At 48.9% G+C, this 23,812-nt stretch carries 20 protein-coding genes; 19 read left to right on the top strand and 1 reads right to left on the bottom strand.

Features of this window, described 5'->3' with window-relative positions; genetic code table 11:
• Positions 1 to 43 precede the first annotated feature (43 nt).
• From HP401_RS06890 to HP401_RS06815, 16 genes are all read left to right on the top strand, one after another.
• The gene (locus tag HP401_RS06890) at positions 44 to 1,285 is read left to right on the top strand and encodes an MFS transporter (protein ID WP_173604530.1); all 1,242 of its coding nucleotides are present in this window, start codon (positions 44 to 46) and stop codon (positions 1,283 to 1,285) included.
• Between the two features lie 58 nt (positions 1,286 to 1,343).
• Positions 1,344 to 1,757, top strand: a complete 414-nt coding sequence (locus HP401_RS06885) for a YwiB family protein (protein ID WP_173604529.1) — start codon at positions 1,344 to 1,346, stop codon at positions 1,755 to 1,757.
• A 74-nt stretch (positions 1,758 to 1,831) separates the two neighbouring features.
• Positions 1,832 to 2,224: a hypothetical protein gene (locus HP401_RS06880; protein ID WP_015893672.1), complete on the top strand. Its 393-nt coding sequence runs from the start codon at positions 1,832 to 1,834 to the stop codon at positions 2,222 to 2,224.
• A gap of 77 nt (positions 2,225 to 2,301) precedes the next feature.
• The gene (locus HP401_RS06875; RefSeq protein ID WP_173604528.1) at positions 2,302 to 3,720 is read left to right on the top strand and encodes a sigma-54 interaction domain-containing protein; all 1,419 of its coding nucleotides are present in this window, start codon (positions 2,302 to 2,304) and stop codon (positions 3,718 to 3,720) included.
• A gap of 164 nt (positions 3,721 to 3,884) precedes the next feature.
• The gene (kamA, locus tag HP401_RS06870; protein WP_173604527.1) at positions 3,885 to 5,249 is read left to right on the top strand and encodes a lysine 2,3-aminomutase; all 1,365 of its coding nucleotides are present in this window, start codon (positions 3,885 to 3,887) and stop codon (positions 5,247 to 5,249) included.
• Between the two features lie 264 nt (positions 5,250 to 5,513).
• On the top strand, positions 5,514 to 7,589 hold the full coding sequence (locus HP401_RS06865; RefSeq protein ID WP_173604526.1) for a heterodisulfide reductase-related iron-sulfur binding cluster: 2,076 nt from the start codon (positions 5,514 to 5,516) through the stop codon (positions 7,587 to 7,589).
• A gap of 115 nt (positions 7,590 to 7,704) precedes the next feature.
• Positions 7,705 to 8,244 carry a sigma-70 family RNA polymerase sigma factor gene (locus tag HP401_RS06860; protein ID WP_173604525.1) on the top strand — a complete coding sequence of 180 codons (540 nt, stop codon included), beginning with the start codon at positions 7,705 to 7,707 and terminating at the stop codon, positions 8,242 to 8,244.
• Positions 8,241 to 9,359: a hypothetical protein gene (locus HP401_RS06855; protein WP_173604524.1), complete on the top strand. Its 1,119-nt coding sequence runs from the start codon at positions 8,241 to 8,243 to the stop codon at positions 9,357 to 9,359. Before HP401_RS06860 ends, HP401_RS06855 begins: the two co-directional genes overlap by 4 nt.
• Positions 9,360 to 9,520: 161 nt before the next feature.
• Entirely contained in the window at positions 9,521 to 10,699 is a 1,179-nt protein-coding gene (locus tag HP401_RS06850; protein WP_087341800.1) for an acetyl-CoA C-acetyltransferase, read from the top strand.
• A gap of 15 nt (positions 10,700 to 10,714) precedes the next feature.
• Positions 10,715 to 11,566, top strand: a complete 852-nt coding sequence (locus HP401_RS06845; protein ID WP_047069849.1) for a 3-hydroxybutyryl-CoA dehydrogenase — start codon at positions 10,715 to 10,717, stop codon at positions 11,564 to 11,566.
• 30 nt (positions 11,567 to 11,596) lie between these two features.
• Positions 11,597 to 12,739: an acyl-CoA dehydrogenase gene (locus HP401_RS06840; protein ID WP_173604523.1), complete on the top strand. Its 1,143-nt coding sequence runs from the start codon at positions 11,597 to 11,599 to the stop codon at positions 12,737 to 12,739.
• A gap of 35 nt (positions 12,740 to 12,774) precedes the next feature.
• The gene (locus HP401_RS06835) at positions 12,775 to 13,917 is read left to right on the top strand and encodes an acyl-CoA dehydrogenase (RefSeq protein ID WP_015893664.1); all 1,143 of its coding nucleotides are present in this window, start codon (positions 12,775 to 12,777) and stop codon (positions 13,915 to 13,917) included.
• Positions 13,918 to 14,086: 169 nt separating this feature from the next.
• Complete coding sequence (locus HP401_RS06830) at positions 14,087 to 14,719, top strand: TetR/AcrR family transcriptional regulator (RefSeq protein ID WP_173604522.1); 633 nt, start codon at positions 14,087 to 14,089, stop codon at positions 14,717 to 14,719.
• A gap of 121 nt (positions 14,720 to 14,840) precedes the next feature.
• Entirely contained in the window at positions 14,841 to 18,092 is a 3,252-nt protein-coding gene (gene icmF / locus HP401_RS06825) for a fused isobutyryl-CoA mutase/GTPase IcmF (RefSeq protein WP_173604521.1), read from the top strand.
• A gap of 257 nt (positions 18,093 to 18,349) precedes the next feature.
• Positions 18,350 to 18,910, top strand: coding sequence for a DNA-directed RNA polymerase subunit delta (rpoE, locus tag HP401_RS06820; RefSeq protein WP_173604520.1), 561 nt, complete (start codon positions 18,350 to 18,352; stop codon positions 18,908 to 18,910).
• Positions 18,911 to 19,116: 206 nt separating this feature from the next.
• Entirely contained in the window at positions 19,117 to 20,712 is a 1,596-nt protein-coding gene (locus HP401_RS06815) for a CTP synthase (protein WP_015893660.1), read from the top strand.
• A 73-nt stretch (positions 20,713 to 20,785) separates the two neighbouring features.
• On the opposite strand, the gene HP401_RS06810 is transcribed toward HP401_RS06815, so the two are convergent.
• The gene (locus HP401_RS06810) at positions 20,786 to 21,580 is read right to left on the bottom strand and encodes a lipid II flippase Amj family protein (protein WP_015893659.1); all 795 of its coding nucleotides are present in this window, start codon (positions 21,578 to 21,580) and stop codon (positions 20,786 to 20,788) included.
• 171 nt (positions 21,581 to 21,751) lie between these two features.
• Here HP401_RS06810 and HP401_RS06805 point away from each other — a divergent pair, with 171 nt between their 5' ends.
• The 3 genes from HP401_RS06805 to fsa all read left to right on the top strand — a co-directional run bounded on the left by HP401_RS06805 (position 21,752) and on the right by fsa (position 23,743).
• Positions 21,752 to 22,126, top strand: coding sequence for a response regulator (locus tag HP401_RS06805; RefSeq protein ID WP_007725537.1), 375 nt, complete (start codon positions 21,752 to 21,754; stop codon positions 22,124 to 22,126).
• A 103-nt stretch (positions 22,127 to 22,229) separates the two neighbouring features.
• Positions 22,230 to 23,084 (top strand): class II fructose-1,6-bisphosphate aldolase, encoded by an 855-nt coding sequence (gene fba, locus HP401_RS06800; RefSeq protein ID WP_016740164.1) that lies wholly within the window; start codon positions 22,230 to 22,232, stop codon positions 23,082 to 23,084.
• 14 nt (positions 23,085 to 23,098) lie between these two features.
• Complete coding sequence (gene fsa, locus HP401_RS06795; RefSeq protein WP_173604519.1) at positions 23,099 to 23,743, top strand: fructose-6-phosphate aldolase; 645 nt, start codon at positions 23,099 to 23,101, stop codon at positions 23,741 to 23,743.
• The last annotated feature ends 69 nt before the right edge of the window (positions 23,744 to 23,812 follow it).

The raw sequence follows: 23,812 nt of genomic DNA, 5'->3' as shown, positions 1-23,812 counted from the left end.
ATTGAAAAGTCGACGGAGGTTTTCTTACAAAGGAGTTGTCTGCATGAGAGAGGTATTTGCCTACGCACCATTTCGAAAGCTGTTCTTTTCCAATTTGTTCTCCGGTTTTGGGCAAGGCATGACGATGATCGGGATTGCCTGGTTCCTCGTGGAAACGACAGGCTCTGCTCAACTTTTGGGCTCCACGATGTTTACTTCTGCGGTACTGATGTTTTTTATTGGGCCGTACATCGGGACGCTCATCGATCGTTACTCCCGCAAGAAAATGCTTCTAATCGAAAACTTGATCGGATTTGGCGTACTTGGCCTGCTCGCGATCTGGGGCTTTTTCGGAGAGTACACCGAGTGGATGCTGATTGTTATCTATTTGACGACGACCTTTATGTACCAGATTCATTACCCGACGCAGTCCGCGTTGGTTCAGGAGACGTTTGAGCCCAAGCACTACAATAGCATCAACAGTCTGCTCGAGATCGAAGGACAGACAGCATCCGTTCTTGCTGGCGCGTTTGCGGGGATTTTGCTGAGTTCCTACGGGCTGCATGTGGTGATTATTTTCAATGCGATTACGTACTTGTTCGCCTTTACGCTGCTGTCTACCATGACGTATACCTTCACACTGGAAAAAGAAGCGAAGCAAAACCAGGGTGTCGCGTGGACGGTGCAGCTGATGGAAAGCTGGCGGTACATTCGGCAAAAGAAAGGATTCCTTCTGTTTGGTATATCCGCACTTATGCCCTTCATTGCTGTTATGGCGACGAACTTATTGAAGCCGGTTTACATAAGCCAAACGTTGCAGGCGGGTGTCTCGGTTTATTCGCTAGGAGAGGTCACGTATGCACTAGGTGCTGTGGCGGCAGGTTTACTCGTTGCGATCGTCGTACGCAAGATGGGGGAGCTGGCAGCCATGATCGGCAATACGTTGCTATTCGCGATTGCCATTGTTGTCATGATTGCTTTGCCGTATGGCTGGGCGCTGATTGCGGCGTACACGTTTTACGGGTGGAGTAACGCTTCTGTGCGATTGATTCGGCAATCGCTCTATATGACAGTTGTGCCGAAGCATCAGATGGGGCGGGTGATGAGCTTTTTCAACTCCATCGGCATGATGATGCGTCTGGTCCTGATTGGTTTGTTTACGGCGATGATCGATTACACGGGGGCAGGAGTCGGATACTTGGTGTTGGCGGGTCTGCTGTTGCTTGCGGCGATCGGGATTGCTGCTACCATGAGATTCCTGCTGGCGGATGCCAAAGCGGAGGCGGCGGTTGCCACAGAAGAGTGATGAAGGGTAGAATGTATGGATAAAAGGGAAGCGAAAGAAAGTGGAGTGTGGAAGCAGCATGCAAGACATACAAGTGAAATTGACGGCACGGCATCATGTCGAAGGCAACTGGGAAGAAACGACCCACAGCTATGAAGGCAAGCGCGTACAAAAAGCATCCGCGTGGTACTTGACCTACAAAGAGCAGATGGAGGGCGTAGGCGAAGTAAGCACGACACTGAAGCTGACAGATACGTCTATTACGCTGGTCCGTCAGGGTGGTGTTTCAACCAGGCAGCAATTCGAAAAAGGAGCCAGCACCCATTCTACCTATCAAAGTCCCTATGGCCCGTTTTCAATGGAGACGCATACGAACAAGCTGCGAATTCGCTACGAGGCAGAGGTTCCTGTACAGGTAGAAATCGCATACCAGCTATGGATGAATGAGCAGTACGCTGGTGAGCATGAGCTGAAAATAGAGCTAGGAAAATAAGCCGCCCTTTGCAAGGGCGGTTTTTTGCACGTACAATAGGAGTACTTGCGGCTGAAGTGAGAGGGGGATACAGCATGTTTGTACTCACAAATGGACTAATAGCCGGTCTGGGTCTTGCTGCTTTTTTGGCACTCGGGGATGGTTTGTTTGATACCAATACCTTTCCCGTTTTAATTGATGTCAGCTATGTACCGGGCATGGAAAACCTGCCCTCTATTGTAGAACTATTGATTCATCTGCTGATTAGTGTGATCGTCGCCTTTTTTCTCATGCACTTTTACCCGTGGGAACGAAAAGCCCGATCGGTACGATACTTGCTGTACTGGATGCTCGGTTTTTCTGTCGCGTTTTTCCCATTTAGTGTGTTAAGTAAATCCCCGATCAGTATGACAGCGTTCCTCATTTGGATATTGGGACATTTACTGTATACCGCTATGCTTGCCATTCAGGTTGGGCGTAATCGATAATAACGTAAAAGTGCCGAATATTCGGCGAAGTGATGATTTTTTGGCAGCATGAATGGAAGGAAGGAGTGAAAGCCAGGATGCCGTTGTCAGATACGGTAGAAATGTTGCAGGCGATCTTGGGTGCTATCGATGAAGGAATTCACGTTGTGGACGCAAATGGCATTACGATTTTCTACAATCATGTCGCAGCCAAGCTCGATGGGTTGACCTCAGAAGAGGTGTTGGGAAAGCCATTGTTGGAGGTTTTTCCTTCACTTGATAAACAGTCGAGTACTCTGCTTCGTGTTATCGATAGTGGCGAATCAATCTACAACCAGACACAGACATATAAGAATTGGAAGGGAATGCGTGTAGAGACAATCAACACGACACTTCCGGTGAGAGTAGGCAAACGGTTAGTTGGTGCAGTCGAGGTGGCGAAGGATATCGGCAAGCTAAAAGAACTGTCGGAGCGCTTGGTTGATCTTCAGGCCAAAATTAGCAAGCCGAAACGGACAAAACGCGCGGTAGATGAAACAACTTTCCATTTCGAAGATATTTTGACGATGAGTGAAAAAATGAAACGCCTCAAAGAACGTGCTCGAAAAGCTGCCCGGACAAGTTCTCCTGTGTTGATATACGGCGAAACCGGGACGGGAAAAGAACTGTTTGTCCAATCTATTCATCACGCATCTGTCCGCAGTAGTAAGCCATTCATCGCGCAAAACTGTGCCGCGCTTCCGGCCGCACTGCTCGAAAGCTTGCTGTTTGGCACGACAAAAGGAAGCTTCACGGGAGCCGATGATCGACCAGGGTTATTCGAGCTGGCGGACGGTGGTACTCTATTTCTGGATGAACTAAACAGTATGCCGCTCGATTTGCAAGCAAAGCTGCTACGAGTCCTCCAGGACGGTCAGATCAGACGGATTGGTGGGAGCCATTCGACCAAAGTGGACGTACGGGTAATCGCCGCAGTCAACGAAGCACCGCAGTCACTCGTGGAACGAGGGGTCATGCGAACTGACCTATACTATCGGATCAACGTCGTCTCTTTTGAACTGCCTCCATTGCGAGAGCGCAGAGAAGATGTGGATATGCTGATCGATCATTTCTTGGAAAAGTTCAACCAGATCTTCGGTATGAATGTGCGTGGAATCAGCAGTGAAGTGGCTAGTTTGTTTGCTGCGTATGAGTGGCCGGGGAATGTCCGTGAACTGGAGCATGTCATAGAAGCAGCCATGAATATGGTAGAGTCGGACATGATTTTGTTGGATCATCTTCCGGCTCATTTGCTGGAACGCTCGCAGTCTGAGAAAAAGGAAGCACCAATCTCGGCTCAACTCCTACCCAAGGAAGGCTGTACGCTGCCCGAAATTTTGCGTGAGGTAGAGGAAAAGGTGATCAAAGAGGCGATGCAGCAAACGGACGGCAATGTACTTCGCGCCGCCAAGCTCCTGGGCATCCCAAGACAGACACTGCAATACAAGCTCTCGCAGCGGATGATCCCTCCCTGTTGAGTGCCGAAAATTCGGCAGACTCGCGAAGGATCAAATGGATAAGAAGTGCTCACAAAACGCTCTATTCCTTATTTTCTAAATCTTTTGATTTGTTGGCATGGCACTTGCATCTCTTGTTGATTGAGTGAAGCGAAGAGGTTCACCATAAGACGAGAGGAGACGGGATGCACATGACAGTAGCGACAAAACGCGATTGGCGTTCGATAGAACTTTGGAAGGATGTCACGGACGAGCAATGGAATGACTGGATGTGGCAGCTTACGCACACCATCAAGACGGTCGATGATTTGAAGCAGGTAATCAACCTGACACCGGAAGAGGAAGAGGGCGTACGTATTTCTACGCAAACGATTCCACTCAACATCACACCGTACTATGCTCATCTGATGGATCCAGACGATCCGAGCGATCCAGTTCGCATGCAGTCTGTACCTTTATCCTCTGAGATGGTTCGTACTAAATACGACATGGAAGACCCACTCCACGAGGATACCGATTCTCCTGTACCTGGTCTGACGCATCGTTATCCAGATCGCGTGCTTTTCCTGGTGACGAACCAATGCTCCATGTATTGCCGTTACTGTACGCGTCGTCGCTTTTCCGGCCAGATCGGCATGGGCGTGCCAAAGAAACAGCTGGATGCCTGTATCGATTATATTCGCTCAAGACCAGAAGTCCGCGATGTACTGCTCTCCGGTGGAGACGGTCTGTTGATCAATGACCGCGTACTGGAGTACATCATCAGCAGCCTTCGCGATATCCCGCATGTTGAAATTATTCGGATCGGAACGCGTGCACCTGTTGTATTCCCGCAACGCATTACCGAAAACCTGTGCAATATCCTGAAAAAATACCATCCAGTTTGGCTTAATACACACTTCAACCATCCAAAAGAAATTACACCGGAAGCAAAGCTGGCTTGCGAGATGCTCGCTAATGCTGGTGTTCCGCTCGGCAACCAGGCAGTTATTTTGGCCGGTATCAACGATTGCGCGAATACGATGAAAAAGCTGGTGCAGGACCTGGTGAAAATCCGCGTTCGCCCGTATTACATCTATCAATGCGACCTGTCAGAGGGAATCGGACACTTCCGCGCACCTGTCAGCAAAGGTATCGAAATCATTGAGCACCTGCGCGGCCATACTTCCGGCTATGCAGTTCCGACCTTTGTAGTAGACGCTCCACACGGCGGAGGGAAAATTCCTGTCAGCCCAAATTACATCATTTCGCAAGCGTCCGATAAAGTCGTCCTGCGTAATTTTGAAGGTGTTATCACGTCCTATCCAGAGCCGAAGCAATACCACGAGCATGATGAAGAAAACTGCGAATACTGTATCGCTGCAAAAGGCAAAGCAGTTGGTATCGCAGCACTCATGCAAGACGAGGTAGACAATCTGGAGCCGACTGATCTGCCGCGCAACAAGCGTATCAAAGCAACCAAGGTCAAATCACTCGCGGACGTACGCTCGGAGCAAAAGTCCAAGAAAGAGCACACCACTGCCGAGACCAAGGAAGCTTCAGGAAAATAAGCAGGATCAACAGCTACCCGTATAAAGGTAGCTGTTTTTTTCATAAGAATATTTCCAACTCTTCGAAGAGGATGGATGATTCGCAACTTGTGTGTTAAGATCGAGTTGTACCCATTATGAGCGGTCGCTCAGTATCGTTTCATTTTTCGAAAAAAATAAATAGACTGACTGAATACTCATTCATTTATTTCCATGATTCTGATAAGATAGAAAAAACGATTTCCACGTCCAAAGACAAACTTGCAATAGAGGGGAGTAGAAAACATGCTGGCACTCATTAATTTGATCGCCTTTTTCCTGGTTCTCGCTTACGGGCTTTATTTAGCCGGACATGTCGTGTACAGCAGATACTTGTTTATCAAGCTGGGGAAAAAGCCGGATGTGAAAAATGACTTTGGGGCACGCATCAATCTGATGCTGGACAACGTCATTTTCCACAAGAAGCTGCTGAAGGACAAGAAGAGCGGCGTGATGCACGTCGTGATGTTTTACGGTTTTATCACCCTGCAATTCGGAGCCATCGAGCTGATTATCAAAGGGCTTTCGAAAGGCTACGAGCTTCCTTTTGGCAGCGCTCACAAATACTTCTCGGTCATGCAGGAGATCACCACGTTTCTCATTTTGGCTGCGGTCGGCTACGCTTTTTACCGCCGCTATATCGAAAAGCTTAAGCGTCTGAAGCGCGGCTTCAAGTCAGGGATTGTTCTCTTGCTGATCTCCTCTCTGATGGCGACTGTCTTGCTCTCGCTCGCTTTTGAACAAATTTGGCTCGGACATGAGCCATCGGCGTTCGCTCCGATCTCTTCTGTTTTTGCGATCGTATTATCTGCGATTGGAGTAGGGACAACGGGTGCAGTGGTAGGCTTTTACGTTTTCTGGTGGCTGCATCTGATCATCTTGCTCGGCTTTGCGGTTTACGTGCCGCAGTCCAAGCACGCGCATTTGCTGTTTGCGCCTGTCAATGTGTGGTTCAAAAAGCTGGACCCGCCAGGCAAGCTGACCAGCATTAACTTCGAGGACGAGACACAGGAAGAATTCGGTGTCGGCAAGATCGAGGATTTTACACAAACGCAGCTCATCGACCTGTATGCTTGTGTGGAGTGCGGTCGCTGCACAAATATGTGCCCGGCCTCTGGAACGGGAAAAATGCTCTCCCCGATGGATCTGATTACGAAAATGCGCGACCATTTGACCGAAAAAGGTGCTTCGGTGACATCGCGTACACCATGGATGCCGAGCTTCGCTTTTTCACAGACGACTGCCAATCAAATTGCGTTCCAAGCATCTGAAGTAGCGGCGACGGCGGAAGGAGCAACTGCGGTCTATGAAAAAAGCTTGATCGGAGATGTTATCACCGAGCAGGAGCTGTGGGCTTGTACGACCTGTCGCAACTGTGAAGACCAATGCCCGGTAATGAATGAGCACGTCGATAAAATCATCGATATGCGCCGCTATTTGGTTATGACGGAAGGCAGCATGCCAGCAGAAGCGCAGCGCGCCTTGAACAATATCGAGCGCCAAGGCAACCCGTGGGGAATTAACCGCAAAGACCGGACGAAATGGATTGAAGGTCTGAACGGTGAGTACGAGGTGCCAACTGTGAAGCAGGTCGAGGAATTCGAGTACTTGTTCTGGGTAGGCTCGATGGGATCATTTGACTTGCGCAGCCAAAAAATTTCGCAGGCATTTGTGAAGCTCATGCATGAAGCAGGTGTGAAGTTCGCCATTTTGGGTAACGAGGAAAAGAACTCTGGCGATACGGCTCGCCGTATTGGTAACGAATTCTTGTTCCAGCAACTCGCTCAAGAAAATATCGCCCTGTTTGAAGCGTATGAAGTCAAAAAAATCGTCACCTGCGATCCGCATGCGTTCAATACGTTTAAGAACGAATATCCGGAGTTTGGGTTGAAGGCAGAGGTGTACCACCACTCTGAGCTGTTGGCGGAGTGGGTGAAGGAAGGCAAATTGAAGCCAACCAAGGAAGTCAAGGAGCGCATCACCTACCACGATTCCTGCTACTTGGGCCGCTACAACGAAATTTACGACAAGCCACGCGTGATCCTCGAAGCCATCCCTGGCGTAGAGGTGGTCGAAATGAAGCGCAGCGGCTGCGACAGTATGTGCTGCGGAGCGGGCGGCGGCTTGATGTGGATGGAGGAACATGAGGGCTCTCGTGTCAACGTCACACGTACGGAGCAAGCTCTAGAGGTCAAACCGACGGAAATCGCCAGTGCATGCCCGTACTGCCTGACGATGATGAACGACGGAATCAAGACCAAAGAGCAGGAAGATCACGTCAAAACACGCGACGTCGCGGAAATTCTCGCAGACGCCATCTAGGTTCATATCATGCGCAAGTCTCGGTGCTAATCAAGCGACGAGGCTTGCGCATTATTTTTTTGCAAAAAAACTGTAAGATAATGGAGCCAGCTGAATCAAAAAGAGTGGGAAGGGAGTGAGGAAGCTGGGGCTTACAGAGAGAAGCTTAACCAAAACAAAAGAGGCATTATTTGATGAATTGATCCGGCACTATTTGAAAAAGGTGCTGCGACTCGTGTATTTGATGGTCAAGGACCGCAGTCTGGCAGAGGATATCACACAGGAAGTGTTCCTGTTAGCTTACAAAAACTTGGGCAAATTCCGACAAGAGAGCTCGATGCAGACATGGGTGTACCGAATCGCTGTCAACGAAGCGAAAAAACATCTGCGCTCGTGGTCGTTCCGTCACTTGTTTTTCAAATCGGAAGTGGACATAGAGGTAGTCGAGGGGGCAGAGTCGGCTGTTTTGCAAAATGATCTTCGCGCCCGTTTTGCCCGTCTGGTCATGAAGCTGCCGCATAGCTATCGTCAGTTGATTGTTCTTCACTACTACGAGGAGTTGCCCGTAGAGGAGATCGCGGTCATTTTGGATACGTCTGCAGGAGCGATTTATACGAAAATGCACCGCGCACGCCAGAAGCTCAAAGTGCTGCTGGAAAAGGAGGGGATGGAATGAACCTGGACAAATGGCTCGTGGAATTCAAGGAAACGGCTGACCGGACACTGTTGCGCGGAATGGACGATACGACTCGCTTGGAGGAGCGGATTCGCATGAATATCGAGAAGAAGGGCAAGAAAAGGTTTCGTTTCATCTACCCTGTAAGTGCAGCACTTGTTGCGGTTGCGCTTGTCATCGGGTTTACCCCTTATATACTGCAAAAGGAAAGCACGACGAGTATACATTCGCCGAAGGGAACGTCTGCCGAGCCAGGGACCCATCCAAAGCCCGATCCAAAGGCTCACTCGGCTTCTGATGATCAGGTGATTATGGAAACGGTAGATGAAATCGTCGGTGCTTTGCGTGTTGGGTTGACACAAGAACAAATTAAAGAAAAGATTTCGGCCCCTTACACAGTTGTAGAGGATTATGGCGGAAGCGGGGACGATGGCACAGAAGAGTACTGGGGCTATTCGATTTTTGCAAAAGAAGGATATCAGCGAAAAGACTGGACAATGATCGAGACAGAGGCTCTGCTAAAAAGAGACGTGGGCTTGGAGATGTTAGTTGGATGGAAGGATAAAAAGCTTCATTGGTATACCGTAAGCTATGTCCAAGGCAAAGACGTCTATCTTCTCAAACTGAACAGCAACGGGACCATCCAAGAAGATCTTGTGGATTTGAGCCAAGGCGGTACCGGGAGTCCTGCCGCTTCGTCCATATTCGATTTAAAGCCGGAGGAAGAAGATCGTTATTACAATTACATGTATGAAAAAAAGGATGAGCTATTGCGAGGGCTGTCCCCGACTGACATCGTGAAGCTTTATGTAAGAGCAGTGCAAGATGGACAGCTCGAAATGCAGTACGCCTTGCGTATCGTGGATGAAGGCGTGGAGAAGCCGACATTCGAGCGATATTTGAAAGAAGTGAAGAAAAATCCAGTTGGAGAACGAAATTTCTGGAGAAGTAATAAAAAAATGATTGAACTGGGGAGCAAAATTTGGGTTGAACATAAAGAAGATGAAACCATTGTCTGGACTGAGTACAAGAATAAAAGCCATGAGACAACGGGATATATCATGCGGCAAGACGACCAGGGTATCTGGAAAGTAAGATGGAGACCGCAGCAGTAGCAAGAACAGCCTGGCTCTCACAAAAGTCAGGCTGTTCTTTTTTTCATTATTGATTGACTATTCGTACGGAAGACGGCAAAATAAAAGTATGCAAAATGAACGAACGCTCGATCAATTTAGTTTTTATTGATGTGAAACATCATCCGAATGGAGGGCATTCGATGAAAACGGTCATTGTAGGGGCAGCGCGTACCCCTTTTGGTAAGTTTGGTGGCTCTTTGAAAGCGCTATCGGCAGTAGAGCTCGGCTCCATCGTAATCAAGGAAGCGGTAGAGCGCGCTGGTATTTCCGGCGATCAGGTGGACGAAGTGATCATGGGTATGGTCTTGCAGGCAGGTGCGGGTCAGGTGCCCTCACGCCAGGCAGCTCGTAAAGCTGGTTTGCCGTGGAATGTAGCGAGTGAGACGATCAACAAAGTATGCGCGTCCGGGATGCGTGCAGTGACGATGGGGGACCAGATCATTCGGGCCGGGGACGGAGAAATCATCGTCGCTGGTGGCATGGAAAGCATGAGCAACGCACCGTATGCACTGCCAGATGCACGTAACGGAATGCGGATGGGAGATTCGACCGTACGTGATCTCATGATGTACGACGGCCTCACTTGCCCGTTTCATCAAGTGGCGATGGCTGTTCACGGCAGTAATGTGGCGGAAGAGAACGGGATTACGCGAGAAGAGCAGGATGCGTGGGCGCTGCGCAGCCAGCAGAGAGCCGCACAAGCGATGGAAAAAGGACTTTTTGCCGACGAGCTTGTCTCGGTTTCCATTCCGCAAAGAAAAGGGGAGCCGTTGCAAGTAACCGTCGATGAAGGACCACGTCCGGATACCACCGTGGAAGGATTGGCGAAGCTGCCACCCGTGTACAAAAAGGACGGAACAATCACGGCAGGCAATGCACCGGGAATCAACGACGGAGCGGCAGCAATGGTGCTGATGTCAGAAGCGAAAGCACAACAGCTGGGCATCAAGCCGCTTGCGACGATACTGGGACACGCTGCGGTCGGCGCAGAGGCTCCTTATATCGCGACAACTCCGGGGCTTGCGATCAACAAGCTTTTGGAAAAGACAGGTGTCTCGCTTTCGGAGATCGATCTATTTGAGGTAAACGAAGCATTTGCCGCGGTAATTTTGACCAGTGGCAAAATCGTTGGCTGGGACGCAGAGAAAGTGAATGTAAACGGGGGAGCGATTGCGTTCGGACACCCGATTGGCGCGAGTGGCGCTCGGATCATTATGCACCTCGCCTATGAATTGAAAAGAAGAGGCGGCGGCTTAGGGATCGCGGCAATTTGCAGCGGTGCCGCACAGGGTGACGCCATCTTGATTAAAGTAGACTAAGGGAGGCCTTTTTGCATGAACGTACAAACGATTATGGTCATCGGGGCAGGACAAATGGGCAGCGGGATTGCCCAAGTAGCGGCGCAGGCTGGCTTTCGCGTTTTTCTGAACGACGTCCAGCAAGCATTTGTAGAGCGCGGTCTGGCCACGATTACGAAAAACTTGTCACGCAACGTGGAAAAAGGCAAGCTCAGCGAAGCAGATAAGGAAGCGATTCTCGGCCGTTTGACACTGTCTACTGATCTGGCAGATGCGTCTGAAGCAGATTTTGTGGTAGAAGCGGTGACAGAAAACATGGCGGTCAAAACGCAAATCTTTTCCAAGCTGGATGAAGTATGTCCGCCGCATACGGTGCTCGCGAGCAATACATCCTCGCTGCCAATTACTGAGATTGCGGCAGTTACAAAGCGGCCGGAAAAAGTAATCGGGATGCATTTTATGAACCCTGTTCCGGTGATGAAGCTGGTTGAGATCATCCGCGGGCTGCAAACGTCCGATGAGGTCTATCAGCTGACAGAAGATTTGTCCAAACAAATGAGCAAGGTACCCGTGAGCGTCAACGATTTCCCTGGCTTTGTGTCCAATCGGGTACTGATGCCCATGTTGAATGAAGCGATTTATTGCGTGTACGAAGGAGTTGCAACACCGGAAGCGATCGATGAAGTGATGAAGCTGGGCATGAACCATCCGATGGGGCCGCTTCAACTGGCTGATTTCATCGGGCTGGATACTTGCCTCTACATTATGGAAGTACTGCACGAAGGGTTCGGTGATTCGAAATACCGCCCATGCCCATTGCTGCGCAAGTACGTAAAAGCAGGATGGCTAGGCAAAAAATCCGGTCGTGGTTTCTACGTGTACAGCTAACCGAAGATTTCGCAGAAAGGTAGGACGGACATGGATTTTCGATTGAACGAAGAGCAAGAGATGATGCGCCGCATGGTGCGAGACTTTGCCCAGAAAGAGATCGCACCATTCGTCCCGGTGATGGAGGAGACGGACCAGTTCCCACGTCAGATCCTCAAAAAGATGGGCGAAATGGGGCTCATGGGCATTCCGATTGCCGAAGAGTGGGGAGGAGCGGGAGCGGACTTTATTTCCTACATTTTGGCCATTCACGAGATTTCCAAGGTGAGTGCGACAGTAGGTGTTATTTTGTCCGTGCATACCTCCGTCGGGACGAACCCGATTCTCTACTTCGGTACCGAGGAGCAAAAACGCAAATACGTGACCAAGCTTGCGAGTGGGGAATACCTCGGAGCTTTTGCCTTGACTGAGCCGCATGCAGGTTCTGATGCGAGCAGTATCCGAACCACAGCCGTGAAAAAAGGCGATGAATACATCCTGAACGGAAACAAGGTGTTCATCACGAACGGCGGGGAGGCTGATACCTATATCACCTTTGCCGTTACTGACTCGACAAAAGGACCCAAGGGAATATCGGCCTTTATCGTAGACAAGGATACGCCGGGCTTCACGGTTGGGAAAAAGGAAAAGAAGATGGGACTTCACGGTTCCTATACAACAGAGCTCGTATTCGACAATGCCCGTGTACCGGCTGCCAACCTGCTTGGACAGGAAGGGGAAGGCTTCTGTATCGCAATGGCGAATCTGGATTCCGGTCGCATCGGGATTGCTGCACAAGCGCTTGGTATTTGCGAAGCCGCAGTCCAATACGCGACAGAGTACGCGCAGGAACGCAAGCAGTTCGGACAATCGATTGCCAAGCAGCAAGCCATCGCTTTCAAGCTGGCTGACATGGCGACGAAAGCAGAAGTAGCCCGATTGCTGGTATACCGAGCTGCGTGGTTGCGCAGTCAAGGAATTGCTTGTGGAATGGAAGCCTCGATGGCAAAGCGCTTTGCCACTGACTCCGCGATGGAGCTCGCCACAGAAGCCGTACAAATCTTCGGTGGCTATGGCTACACCAGAGAATATCCGGTTGAGCGTCTATTCCGGGATGCGAAAGTAACGCAAATCTATGAGGGCACCAACGAAATTCAGCGAATCGTTATCGCCAAGCATTTGCTTGCTGATTAATAGAAAAATGAAAAGCACATGGGGGAGTGAGCCATATGAATTTCCAACTGACGGAAGAACATGACATGATGCGCAAAATGATTCGCGACTTTGCAGAGAATCAAGTAGCTCCGACAGCAGCCGAGCGCGATGAAGAAGAGTGCTTTGATCGTTCCATTTTTGAGCAAATGGCTGAGCTTGGACTGACAGGGATTCCTTGGCCGGAGCAATACGGCGGAGCAGGTGCAGATTACCTGAGCTACGTCATTGCAGTGGAAGAACTCTCCCGTGTGGATGCCTCCATCGGTGTAACACTGTCTGCACATGTTTCCTTGGCGAGCTGGCCGATTTACAAATTCGGGACAGAGGAGCAAAAGCAAACGTTTTTGCGTCCATTAGCAGAAGGCAAGAAGATGGGCGCGTACTGTTTGACCGAAGCGGGGTCTGGCTCTGATTCTGCTGGAATGCGCACGACAGCCGTACGCGATGGCGATCACTACATTTTAAATGGCACCAAAATCTTCATTACTAATGCAGGTGAAGCAGAAATCTACATCGTATTTGCGGTCACTCAACCAGAATTGAATCATAAGGGCATCACGGCTTTTATCGTTGAAAAAGGCATGGATGGCTTCACGATGGGGAAAAAGGAGAAGAAACTGGGTATCCGTTCCTCGCCAACACTTGCGGTCAACTTTGAAGATGTGCGCGTACCGGTAGAAAATAGACTGGGCGAAGAAGGCCAAGGCTTCAAGATCGCGATGATGACATTGGACGGTGGAAGAAACGGTATCGCCGCTCAAGCATTGGGAATTGCACAAGGGGCGTACGAGCATGCACGGAATTATGCCAAAGAACGCAGTCAGTTCGGCAAACCAATCGCTTCCTTGCAGGCAATCCAGTTTAAACTGGCAGACATGGCAACCAAGATCGAGGCATCCCGTTTGCTCACTTACCAAGCAGCGTGGCTGGAGGATCAAGGTCTACCATATGGCAAAGCATCTGCGATGTCCAAAGTATTTGCAGGAGATACAGCAATGGAAGTGACAACCGAGGCTGTTCAAGTTTTCGGAGGTTACGGCTACACCCGGGAATATCCTGTGGAGCGCTTTATGCGTGATGCCAAAATTACACAAATCTATGAAGGAACAAATGAAATCCAACGTGTCGTGATCAGCAATTTCCTGCTAAAAGAGTAGGAAGCTATCCCGTCTTCCAACACGATTACACACATAGAAAAGAAAAGTTTGGCTTTGTGCTCTTACTCGCGTATAATGATCTGCGATGATACAAAAGTAGAGTGTTTGCGCCTTCTTTTCTATGAGGCGTCTGACCAAACGCTCAGTCGGTTGGAAAGGTGGATTTGGAGTGTCTGAAAAGAGAAAAACGATACCGTCCCTGGTAAAGGACCCAAAACTGATCGAAAGAAGACGAGAGCAGATTATTGAGGCTGCCGTTCATCTCTTCGTTAATAAAGGTTTTCATAAAACGACGACAAGGGAGATTGCCCGGGCGTCTGGATTTAGTATTGGTACGTTGTACGAGTATATCGAGTCAAAAGAAGACGTTCTCTATCTTGTTTGCGATGCCATTCATGCGGAGATGGAGACGCGCTTGCGTGAAGCGATCAACTTCAACGGAACAGGCTTGAAAACATTAAAGGTAGCACTAAAAAGTCTGATCCGTGTGATGGATCAGATGAGCGACCGCGTTTTGCTTATTTATCAGGAAGCCAAATCATTGCCAAAAGAAACACTCCGCTACGTATTAGGGCGTGAAGAAGCCATTTCGCATATTTTCGTCGAAATCCTGGAAAAAGGGATTGCCGATGGTTCGTTGCGAATTGACGAAAAGAACGTCAAGCTGATGGCAGACAATATCATGGTTTTGGGCGAAATGTGGGTCTTCCGCCGCTGGGCATTGAAAAAGCACTATACCATTGAGGAGTACACAGAGAAGCAAATTGCCCTGTTGCTTCGCGAAATCAGTGTCTCCGATTAAGAAGAGAGTTTGAAAAGTCTGGAAAACATAGGGTGCCAAGCATACTTCGCGTCTACTGCGCCTTGATCTGCTTGGCCCTGTTTTTCCTCCTTTTTAAACGTATAAAAAGGAGAGTGGAACGATGGAAACGGAAGTGTATCGTCCGCAAAACAAGGTTCGCTTTGTGACCGCAGCCAGTCTGTATGATGGTCACGATGCCTCGATTAATATCATGCGCCGTATTTTACAATCGTCGGGAGTAGAGGTTATCCATCTCGGACACAACCGCTCTGTTGACGATATTGTAACAGCCGCTGTCCAGGAGGATGTGCAAGGGATTGCCATCAGTTCCTACCAAGGCGGTCATGTGGAGTATTTCAAATACGTAATTGATCTATTACGCGAGCAGGGAGCAGAGCATATCCGTGTTTTTGGTGGCGGTGGCGGCGTTATCGTTCCACGCGAGATAAGGGAATTGGAAGAGTACGGAGTCTGTAAAATTTACTCGCCAGATGACGGCAGACGATTGGGCTTGCAGGGCATGATCAACGACATGATCAGACGTAGCGACTTCCCAACCGTTAAGCAGCTGGAGGAAGAAGTAGCAGGCTTGCGCGAACAAAACCATCAGGCGATTGCCCGGCTTATTTCCGTTGCGGAGTATGCAGTGGACCAGCCTGTATGGACAGAACCTCTCCGAGAAAGCTTAGTGGAAGCTGATTCAACCATACCGGTATTAGGGATTACAGGTACGGGTGGAGCAGGAAAAAGCTCATTAACTGATGAGCTTGTTCGTCGATTTATTCGCGTTTATCCCGAGAAGACGGTTGCGATCTTGTCTGTCGATCCATCCAAGCAAAAATCAGGTGGAGCGTTACTTGGCGACCGCATCCGCATGAATGCCAATTCGACACCGCGTGTTTACATGCGCAGTCTCGCTACTCGCAAATCAGGCATGGAGCTGTCTGCTGCATTAAAAGACGCCATTCAAGTAACCCGTTCTGCCCATTTTGATCTGATTATTGTGGAAACGAGCGGGATTGGTCAGGGGGATGCGCAGGTCACAGAAGTGTGCGACGTCTCCATGTACGTCATGACCAGTGAATTCGGGGCACCATCTCAGCTGGAAAAGATTGATATGCTCGACTTCGCTGATGTGATCGCGATCAACAAATTTGAGCGCAAAGGCTCAGAGGACGCTCTTCGCGAGGTTCGCAAGCAATATCGACGCAATCATCAGCTTTTTGAGCTGCCGGATGAGAAGGTTCCTGTGTACGGTACGATTGCGAGCCAATTCAACGATCCGGGAACGAATGTGTTGTTTGCTGCCCTGATGCATCGAATTGTAGAAAAGACTGGCGTTGACTGGTCTGTAGAGCATTTGGATACGACTCCTGTAAAGATTCATAAAACTTCGTTGATTCCGACAGAGAGAATCAATTATTTGCAGGACATTGCCAACACCGTCCGCCAATACCGTGCCTATGCTGAAGAGCAGTCGTTGATTGCCCGCAAGCTGTTCCAATTGCAGGGTGCAAAGGAGACCGTACTTGCCTCTGGAGATTCTGCCGCTGCCGAGCTGGTGGCGGTACTCGATAAACAAATCGTTCTCTTTGAAGAAAAGCTGCATCCAGAGTGCCGACGTATTCTCGAGAATTGGCCGAAGCTGAAGGAAGCGTATCGGAAGGATCAATTCGTCACGAAAATTCGCGACAAGGAATTGGTTACCCAGTTGTTCAGCGTATCTTTGTCCGGTACACGCATTTCAAAAGTAGCCGTCCCTGATTACGAGGATTGGGGCGAAATTTTAAAGTGGTCGTTAAAAGAAAATGTTCCAGGGGAGTTCCCGTATACCGCAGGAGTATTTCCGTTTAAACGCGAGGGAGAAGATCCCAAGCGACAATTTGCAGGCGAAGGTACTCCAGAGCGGACGAACAGACGCTTTCACTTCCTATCTCAAAATGATGAAGCGAAACGACTCAGTACGGCTTTTGACTCGGTAACGCTGTATGGTGAGGACCCTGACTACCGCCCGGATATTTACGGAAAAATCGGTACGAGTGGGGTCAGCATTTGCACCTTGGATGACATGAAAAAGCTGTACGCCGGCTTTGACCTTTGTGCACCTAGCACCTCTGTGTCCATGACGATCAACGGTCCTGCGCCCATGATTTTGGCCATGTTCATGAATACGGCGATTGAGCAGCAGCTGGATGCTTTTGTCCAAAAAGAAGGGCGTCAGCCTACCGAGGACGAAGCGAAGCAGATCAGAGCGTACACGCTGTCGACTGTTCGCGGAACCGTTCAGGCAGATATTTTGAAAGAAGATCAGGGGCAAAACACGTGCATCTTCTCGACAGAATTTGCCTTGCGGATGATGGGGGATATCCAGCAGTATTTTATCGATCAGAAAGTGCGGAACTACTACTCCGTGTCCATTTCTGGCTACCATATTGCGGAAGCGGGGGCGAATCCGATTACGCAGCTTGCGTTTACGCTGTCTAACGGATTTACCTATGTCGAGTACTATTTGAGCCGCGGCATGAACATCGATGACTTTGCGCCGAACCTGTCCTTCTTCTTCTCCAATGGTCTCGATCCGGAATACACCGTGATTGGACGTGTGGCTCGCCGTATTTGGGCAACGGTGATGAAAAATCGTTATGGTGCAAATGACCGCAGCCAAAAGCTGAAGTACCACATCCAGACATCTGGCCGTTCTTTGCACGCGCAGGAGATGGATTTCAACGACATCAGAACGACCTTGCAGGCCTTGATTGCCATTTACGACAACTGTAATTCTCTCCATACGAATGCATACGACGAAGCGATTACGACCCCAACAGAGAACTCTGTGCGGCGTGCGATGGCAATTCAGATGATCATCAACAAGGAAATGGGCCTCGCAAAAAATGAGAACCCGCTTCAAGGGGCATTCATCATCGACGAGTTGACTGATCTGGTAGAAGAGGCAGTTATGCAAGAGTTTGAGCGGATTAGTTCTCGCGGTGGTGTGCTCGGGGCGATGGAGACCCAATACCAGCGCGGCAAAATTCAAGACGAGTCCATGTATTACGAGATGAAAAAGCATACGGGTGAGCTGCCAATTATTGGGGTGAACACCTTTATCAATCCGAATGCGTCTGAGGACGATTACGAGATTGAACTGGCTCGTGCGACCGAAGAGGAAAAAGAACAGCAAATCATAAATCTCCGTGCATTCCAGGAGCGCCACAAGGATGTGTCTGCGGCTGCACTGCGGCGCCTTCAGGAAGTGGCTATGGCGGGAGAGAACATCTTTGCCGAGCTGATGGAGACGGTAAAAGTAGCATCGCTTGGACAAATCAGTGCTGCCTTGTATGAAGTGGGCGGACAATACCGCAGAAATATGTAAGACAAATCCCTCGGTAGCGATTGCCGAGGGATGTCTTTGGTTTTGATGTCGACAAGAATTAGGCGGCCCCCGTTTGAAAGCCTTGCATTTTCGTCTAAAATAAGGAATACTGTATGATAGCCTTCTTATGTTGTACGATGTACAATCAAAGAAATCGATATCATTTATGAATGACTTATACGAGCCTGCGTCCCCCGAACAGGGCACCGGGTCAGTATTCAAATCAATCGTTTTCATATGGAAAGGACGTGCCCTGAGTGAGTCAATTGTTTGCTCATATTGATTCCGAGAAACTGAGTGAGATGGCGTTAGTTGACATTGCGTATGAAATTTTGCGTCAAACTAACCGCACTTACAACTTCCGCGAGCTGATGAATGAACTGGTTGCAGTACGCAAGCTGACAGATGAACAACTCATGGCAATCATCGCGCAAGTATACACAGAAATTAACATTGATGGCCGTTTCGTATGCCTTGGTGACAATGTATGGGGATTGAAACGTTGGTACCCAACTGACACCGTGGAGGAAACTCAAGAGGGTGGCGGAACGAAGAAGAAGAAAATCGTCACGGAAGACGACTTCGACGATTACGATACCGAAGACGAAGGTGTCGAAGAATACGAAGAAGACGATGTTGTCATCTTTGAGGACGAAGAGGAATTCGTCGACGAAGATTCTGAAATCGAAGAAGAAGAAATCGATGGAGAAATCGACGAGGAAGAACTCGAAGACGAAGAGGATGAGATGTTCGAAGAGGACGAAGAGCTTGAGGAAGAGGAATCCGACGAAGAGCCCGACGACGAAGACGAGAAATAGGTCCTTGACTTCCGCTTGAGGGACAGATAAAATACTCCTTGGGCTTCACATGAAGAAGGATCAAATATGGGAAACTATAAAACAAAAGTGCCCCTACCCCATTTCTTTACGGGATAGGACTCGCTTTTGTTTTTCTTTTTTTTTGGAGCCGTCTTCATTCGATTTTTATAACAACTTAAGGGTGAGGGAAAGAGGGGACGTTAACGATGACGAAGTATATTTTTGTGACAGGCGGGGTTGTATCCTCGTTGGGAAAAGGAATTACAGCGGCTTCTCTGGGCCGACTCTTAAAAAATAGGGGTCTGAAGGTAACCATCCAGAAGTGTGACCCATACATCAACGTTGACCCGGGAACGATGAGTCCGTATCAACACGGGGAAGTTTTCGTAACGGACGATGGTGCGGAAACAGACCTGGACTTGGGCCACTATGAGCGCTTTATCGATATCAACCTGAGCGCTAACTCCAATATGACAACTGGTAGAATTTACTCGACTGTCATCGCCAAAGAACGCCGTGGCGACTATTTGGGAGGAACCGTTCAAGTTATTCCACACATCACGAACGAAATCAAAGATCGCATTTTCCGTGCAGGTCGCGAAACCGGGGCAGATGTAGTGATTACCGAGATCGGTGGAACTGTTGGGGATATCGAGAGCTTGCCATTCCTTGAATCCATCCGCCAGATCAAAAGTGACATCGGTCGTGAAAACGTCATGTACATTCACGTAACCCTGGTACCATACATCAAGGCAGCAGGTGAAATGAAAACCAAGCCTACGCAACACAGCGTGAAAGAACTGCGCAGCTTGGGTATTCAACCAAATGTGATCGTGACACGTACCGAGCAACCGATGACGCAAGAAATGAAAGACAAACTGGCTCTGTTCTGTGATATCGATAAAAACGCGGTAGTGGAATGTGTAGATGCTGATAGCCTTTACGATGTACCACTGCAATTGCAAGCACAGGGATTGGACGATTACGTATGCCGCCACTTGGGTCTGACTTGCCAGGATGCGGATATGACAGAGTGGAAATCGCTCGTAACGAAAATCAAAAACCTGTCCAAAACGACTACCATTGCAATCGTTGGTAAATATGTAGAACTGCATGATGCTTACTTGTCCGTAGCAGAAGCGCTGTACCATGGTGGCTATGCGAACGACTCCAAAGTAGAAATCAAATGGGTGCACGCGGAAGAAGTTACGCCAGAGAATGTTGGCGAACTGCTCGGTGATGTAAATGGTATCCTCGTACCAGGCGGCTTTGGCGATCGTGGTATCGAAGGTAAAATCATCGCTACGCGCTATGCCCGTGAAAATAAAGTACCATTCCTCGGAATTTGCCTGGGTATGCAAATCGCTGTGATCGAGTTCGCTCGCCACGTAGCGGGTATGGATGGCGCAAACAGCTCCGAGATCAACCCGAATACAGCGTATCCGGTGATTGACCTCTTGCCAGAGCAAAAAGATATCGAGGACAAGGGCGGTACCATGCGTCTGGGTCTCGGTCCAACCAAAGTGGAAGAAGGAACGCTGACTGAGGCTGCATACGGAAGCACCTTGGTTTATGAACGTCATCGTCATCGCTATGAAGTGAACAACGAATATCGTGATCAATTGGCGCAAATGGGCTTGCGTTTTGCGGGTACAACTCCAGATGGTCGTCTGGTTGAAATCGTGGAAGTTCCAGAACATCCATGGTATGTAGCGACACAGTTCCATCCAGAGTTCACATCCCGTCCGAACCGTCCGCAGCCACTGTTCCGTGACTTCGTGAAGGCTTCCCTGAACAAATAACATAGGTCGATAAATAGAAAGACGCACCCGCGATGTATGGTCGCAGGTGCGTCTTGTGTTTTTTAAAAGCAGATCAATGGAACAAGGGAGATAGCCAAGCAACCCAGTAGGCGGCGGGAATGAGCAGGAATTGAGCCAAAATCGTTCCGATAAAACGTGAGATCATCAGCCACAGGTACATGTCGCGAATCGATTCCTGCGTGGTTTTCCCTTGCATCGCTTTTTCGGTCAAAAGGGCGATTTGCGGGTCTACCAAAATCGTCATGAAAATCGTGGCAAAGCCGTTGATTAATCCGGAAGACATCAGAACGGTTGCTTTGTAATCTGGGGCTAGCAATGTCGCGTACAACACAGATAGTACACTGCTTGTGTAGATCGCTGTCCCCAATGCATTTAATAACAGCAATCGTTTGGGAACGCCTTTGATTCGAAAGCGTGAGATGGCTTGCCAGCTAGGAATCCGGACATGATGGTGGACGCGTCGGATAGTTTCTACAGTAACTGCCGTCCGAATCATTTGCGGAATCGAGCCCGCTGTCTCCAAGTGCGAGATCATTCGTTTCGATATTTGGACGAAAGTGGGAAACAGTACGATAGCTGCTAAGGTTCCGAGCGAGGACGCTGCAATAATCACGTGCAAATACATGCTAGGATCAAAGTGTTGGATTGCAGCTTGATCCATAAATCCCCCAGTGAATGGTCCTTGAATCAGGTTGGAAGTACGGGAGAGGAGCAATACAATCCCGACCAGAGACAACGCTACAGCGATCCTGCCCGTTTGTACCCCTGCAAAACGGATTCCGAAGGTAAGTGTCTCTGTCGTATGGATAATAAAAGTTAACAAGCAAATCAGCCACAGAGCATCCATAGTGAGTATCTGGCTCCTTGTGTGTAGGGGAAATTGGTTTTTCCCATTATACTCGAAATGAAGCCCATAGGAAATTTTAAGTTGACGTTCAGCAAAAAACGTGAAGGAGTTTCCTGATTTTAGGCGAACCCATAATAATTAAGAAAACGCATTCGTCAGGGGGGAATCAGAATGTTCGACAAACAAGATAAAAAGGTACTGGTTGTGGATGACCAGTATGGGATTCGCATTTTACTGTATGAGGTGCTGGGAAAAGAAGGGTACAAGACCTTTCAGGCAGCAAACGGGAAAATGGCATTGGAAATCGTGGAAAAAGAATCACCAGATTTGGTTATCCTCGACATGAAGATCCCTGGGATGGATGGTATTGAGATCTTGAAACACATCAAGAAGATCAATCAAGAAATCAAAGTCATCATGATGACAGCTTACGGAGAGCTGGACATGATCAAAGAAGCAACACAACTGGGAGCATTGACTCATTTTACAAAGCCGTTTGATATTGATGAACTACGAATGGCAGTACATCAGCAATTAGCTTGTTAGGAACAGACTGCAAAGGTCAGGGTACAAGCGTCCCTGTTAACAAATGCTTGTCTGTGGTATAATAAGCCACATGATTGAAGTCTGCTAGAGGAGGATTTACAAAATGCCACTGGTACCTATGACCGCTTTTACCGAAGACGTCAAAAAGCATAAATACGCCGTCGGACAATTTAACCTGAACAATCTGGAGTTTACTCAAGCGATTACGGAAGCTGCGATGGAAGAAAAATCGCCTGTGATCTTTGGTGTTTCTGAGGGTGCATTGAAATACATGGGGATCGATTATACAGTAGCGATTGCAAAAGTGGCTGCTGAACGCGCAGGAGTTCCTGTTGCTTTGCATCTTGACCATGGTAGCAATTTTGACATGGTTATGAAGTGCATTCGTGCTGGGTTCTCTTCTGTTATGTTCGATGGTTCCCATCATTCGTTTGAAGATAACCTTCGCCTGACCAAACAGGTTGTAGAGGCTGCTCACGCTGTTGGCGTATCGGTAGAAGGTGAACTCGGTACCATCGGCGGGGTGGAAGACGACTTGTCTGTTGACGAGGAAGATGCCACTCTGGCAAATCCTGAGGAAGCAATCCGCTTCTGGGAAGAAACAAAAGTAGACTACGTAGCGATTGCTGTAGGTACAGCACACGGTATGTACAAAGGGGTTCCAAAAATCCGCTACGACATTATCGAAAAAGTAGCGAGCAACATTGGAGCGCCGATCGTTCTTCATGGTGGTTCCGGCGTACCAGACGAAGCGATTATCGAATCCATTCGTTTGGGCGTAGGAAAAATCAATGTAAATACAGAAAGCCAAGTCGCATGCACGGAAACAGTTCGCAAAGTGCTGGCTGCCAAGCCGAATGAGATCGACCCACGCAAATACCTAGGCCCTGCTCGCGATGCGATCAAGGAAGTAGTCAAAGGAAAAATGCGCTTGTTCGGAAGCAGCAACCGCGCGTAACTGGGAGGATAATCATGCGTTTTTTGATTGATACAGCAAACGTTGAAGAAATCCGCGAAATTCACGAATGGGGAGTTCTGGCGGGCGTAACGACAAATCCGTCTCTGGTTGCCAAAGAAGGACGCGATTTTGTAGAAACCCTGAAAGAAATCCTCGATATTGTTGACGGTCCGATTAGTGCCGAAGTCATCAGTACAGATGCAAAAGGCATGATCGAAGAGGGAGAGAAGCTCGCTGCTCTCTCGAAAAACATCGTCATCAAGCTGCCAATGACCGCAGAAGGTTTGAAGGCAACCAAGTATTTTGCCAAACGCAAAATTAGAACAAACGTAACATTGGTGTTCTCCGCGAACCAGGCACTTTTGGCTGCGCGCGCAGGTGCGAGCTTCGTGTCTCCGTTCTTGGGACGCTTGGATGATATTGGTCAAGACGGTATGCAATTGATCGAAGATATTGCAGAAATCTTTTCTGTTCACGGTATCGATACCGAAATCATTTCGGCATCTGTGCGCCACCCTGTTCACGTAACGGAGGCAGCCCGCCGTGGTTCTCATTTCGCTACCATTCCAGCGAAAGTTTTCAAACAACTCATTGCCCATCCACTGACAGACAGTGGCTTGGAGAAATTCCTAGCTGACTGGGCAAGCATGCAAAAATAAGGACACGTGTTGAAAGTCCAAGCACCTTTTCCATTGGGGAAGGTGCTTCTTTCCCGATTACGCCTGAGG

This window comes from Brevibacillus sp. HB2.2 (assembly GCF_013284275.1).
GTDB lineage: Bacteria > Bacillota > Bacilli > Brevibacillales > Brevibacillaceae > Brevibacillus > Brevibacillus brevis_D.
Note: the sequence above shows the minus strand (reverse complement) of the source record. Positions and strands in the feature narration are given on the sequence as shown.

Coding starts and splice junctions, on each gene's coding strand:
- HP401_RS06890 (WP_173604530.1), top strand. CDS start 44: ATGAGAGAGGTATTTGCCTACGCACCATTTCGAAAGCTGTTCTTTTCC.
- HP401_RS06885 (WP_173604529.1), top strand. CDS start 1,344: ATGCAAGACATACAAGTGAAATTGACGGCACGGCATCATGTCGAAGGC.
- HP401_RS06880 (WP_015893672.1), top strand. CDS start 1,832: ATGTTTGTACTCACAAATGGACTAATAGCCGGTCTGGGTCTTGCTGCT.
- HP401_RS06875 (WP_173604528.1), top strand. CDS start 2,302: ATGCCGTTGTCAGATACGGTAGAAATGTTGCAGGCGATCTTGGGTGCT.
- kamA (WP_173604527.1), top strand. CDS start 3,885: ATGCACATGACAGTAGCGACAAAACGCGATTGGCGTTCGATAGAACTT.
- HP401_RS06865 (WP_173604526.1), top strand. CDS start 5,514: ATGCTGGCACTCATTAATTTGATCGCCTTTTTCCTGGTTCTCGCTTAC.
- HP401_RS06855 (WP_173604524.1), top strand. CDS start 8,241: ATGAACCTGGACAAATGGCTCGTGGAATTCAAGGAAACGGCTGACCGG.
- HP401_RS06850 (WP_087341800.1), top strand. CDS start 9,521: ATGAAAACGGTCATTGTAGGGGCAGCGCGTACCCCTTTTGGTAAGTTT.
- HP401_RS06845 (WP_047069849.1), top strand. CDS start 10,715: ATGAACGTACAAACGATTATGGTCATCGGGGCAGGACAAATGGGCAGC.
- HP401_RS06840 (WP_173604523.1), top strand. CDS start 11,597: ATGGATTTTCGATTGAACGAAGAGCAAGAGATGATGCGCCGCATGGTG.
- HP401_RS06835 (WP_015893664.1), top strand. CDS start 12,775: ATGAATTTCCAACTGACGGAAGAACATGACATGATGCGCAAAATGATT.
- icmF (WP_173604521.1), top strand. CDS start 14,841: ATGGAAACGGAAGTGTATCGTCCGCAAAACAAGGTTCGCTTTGTGACC.
- HP401_RS06815 (WP_015893660.1), top strand. CDS start 19,117: ATGACGAAGTATATTTTTGTGACAGGCGGGGTTGTATCCTCGTTGGGA.
- HP401_RS06810 (WP_015893659.1), bottom strand. CDS start 21,580: ATGGATGCTCTGTGGCTGATTTGCTTGTTAACTTTTATTATCCATACG.
- HP401_RS06805 (WP_007725537.1), top strand. CDS start 21,752: ATGTTCGACAAACAAGATAAAAAGGTACTGGTTGTGGATGACCAGTAT.
- fba (WP_016740164.1), top strand. CDS start 22,230: ATGCCACTGGTACCTATGACCGCTTTTACCGAAGACGTCAAAAAGCAT.
- fsa (WP_173604519.1), top strand. CDS start 23,099: ATGCGTTTTTTGATTGATACAGCAAACGTTGAAGAAATCCGCGAAATT.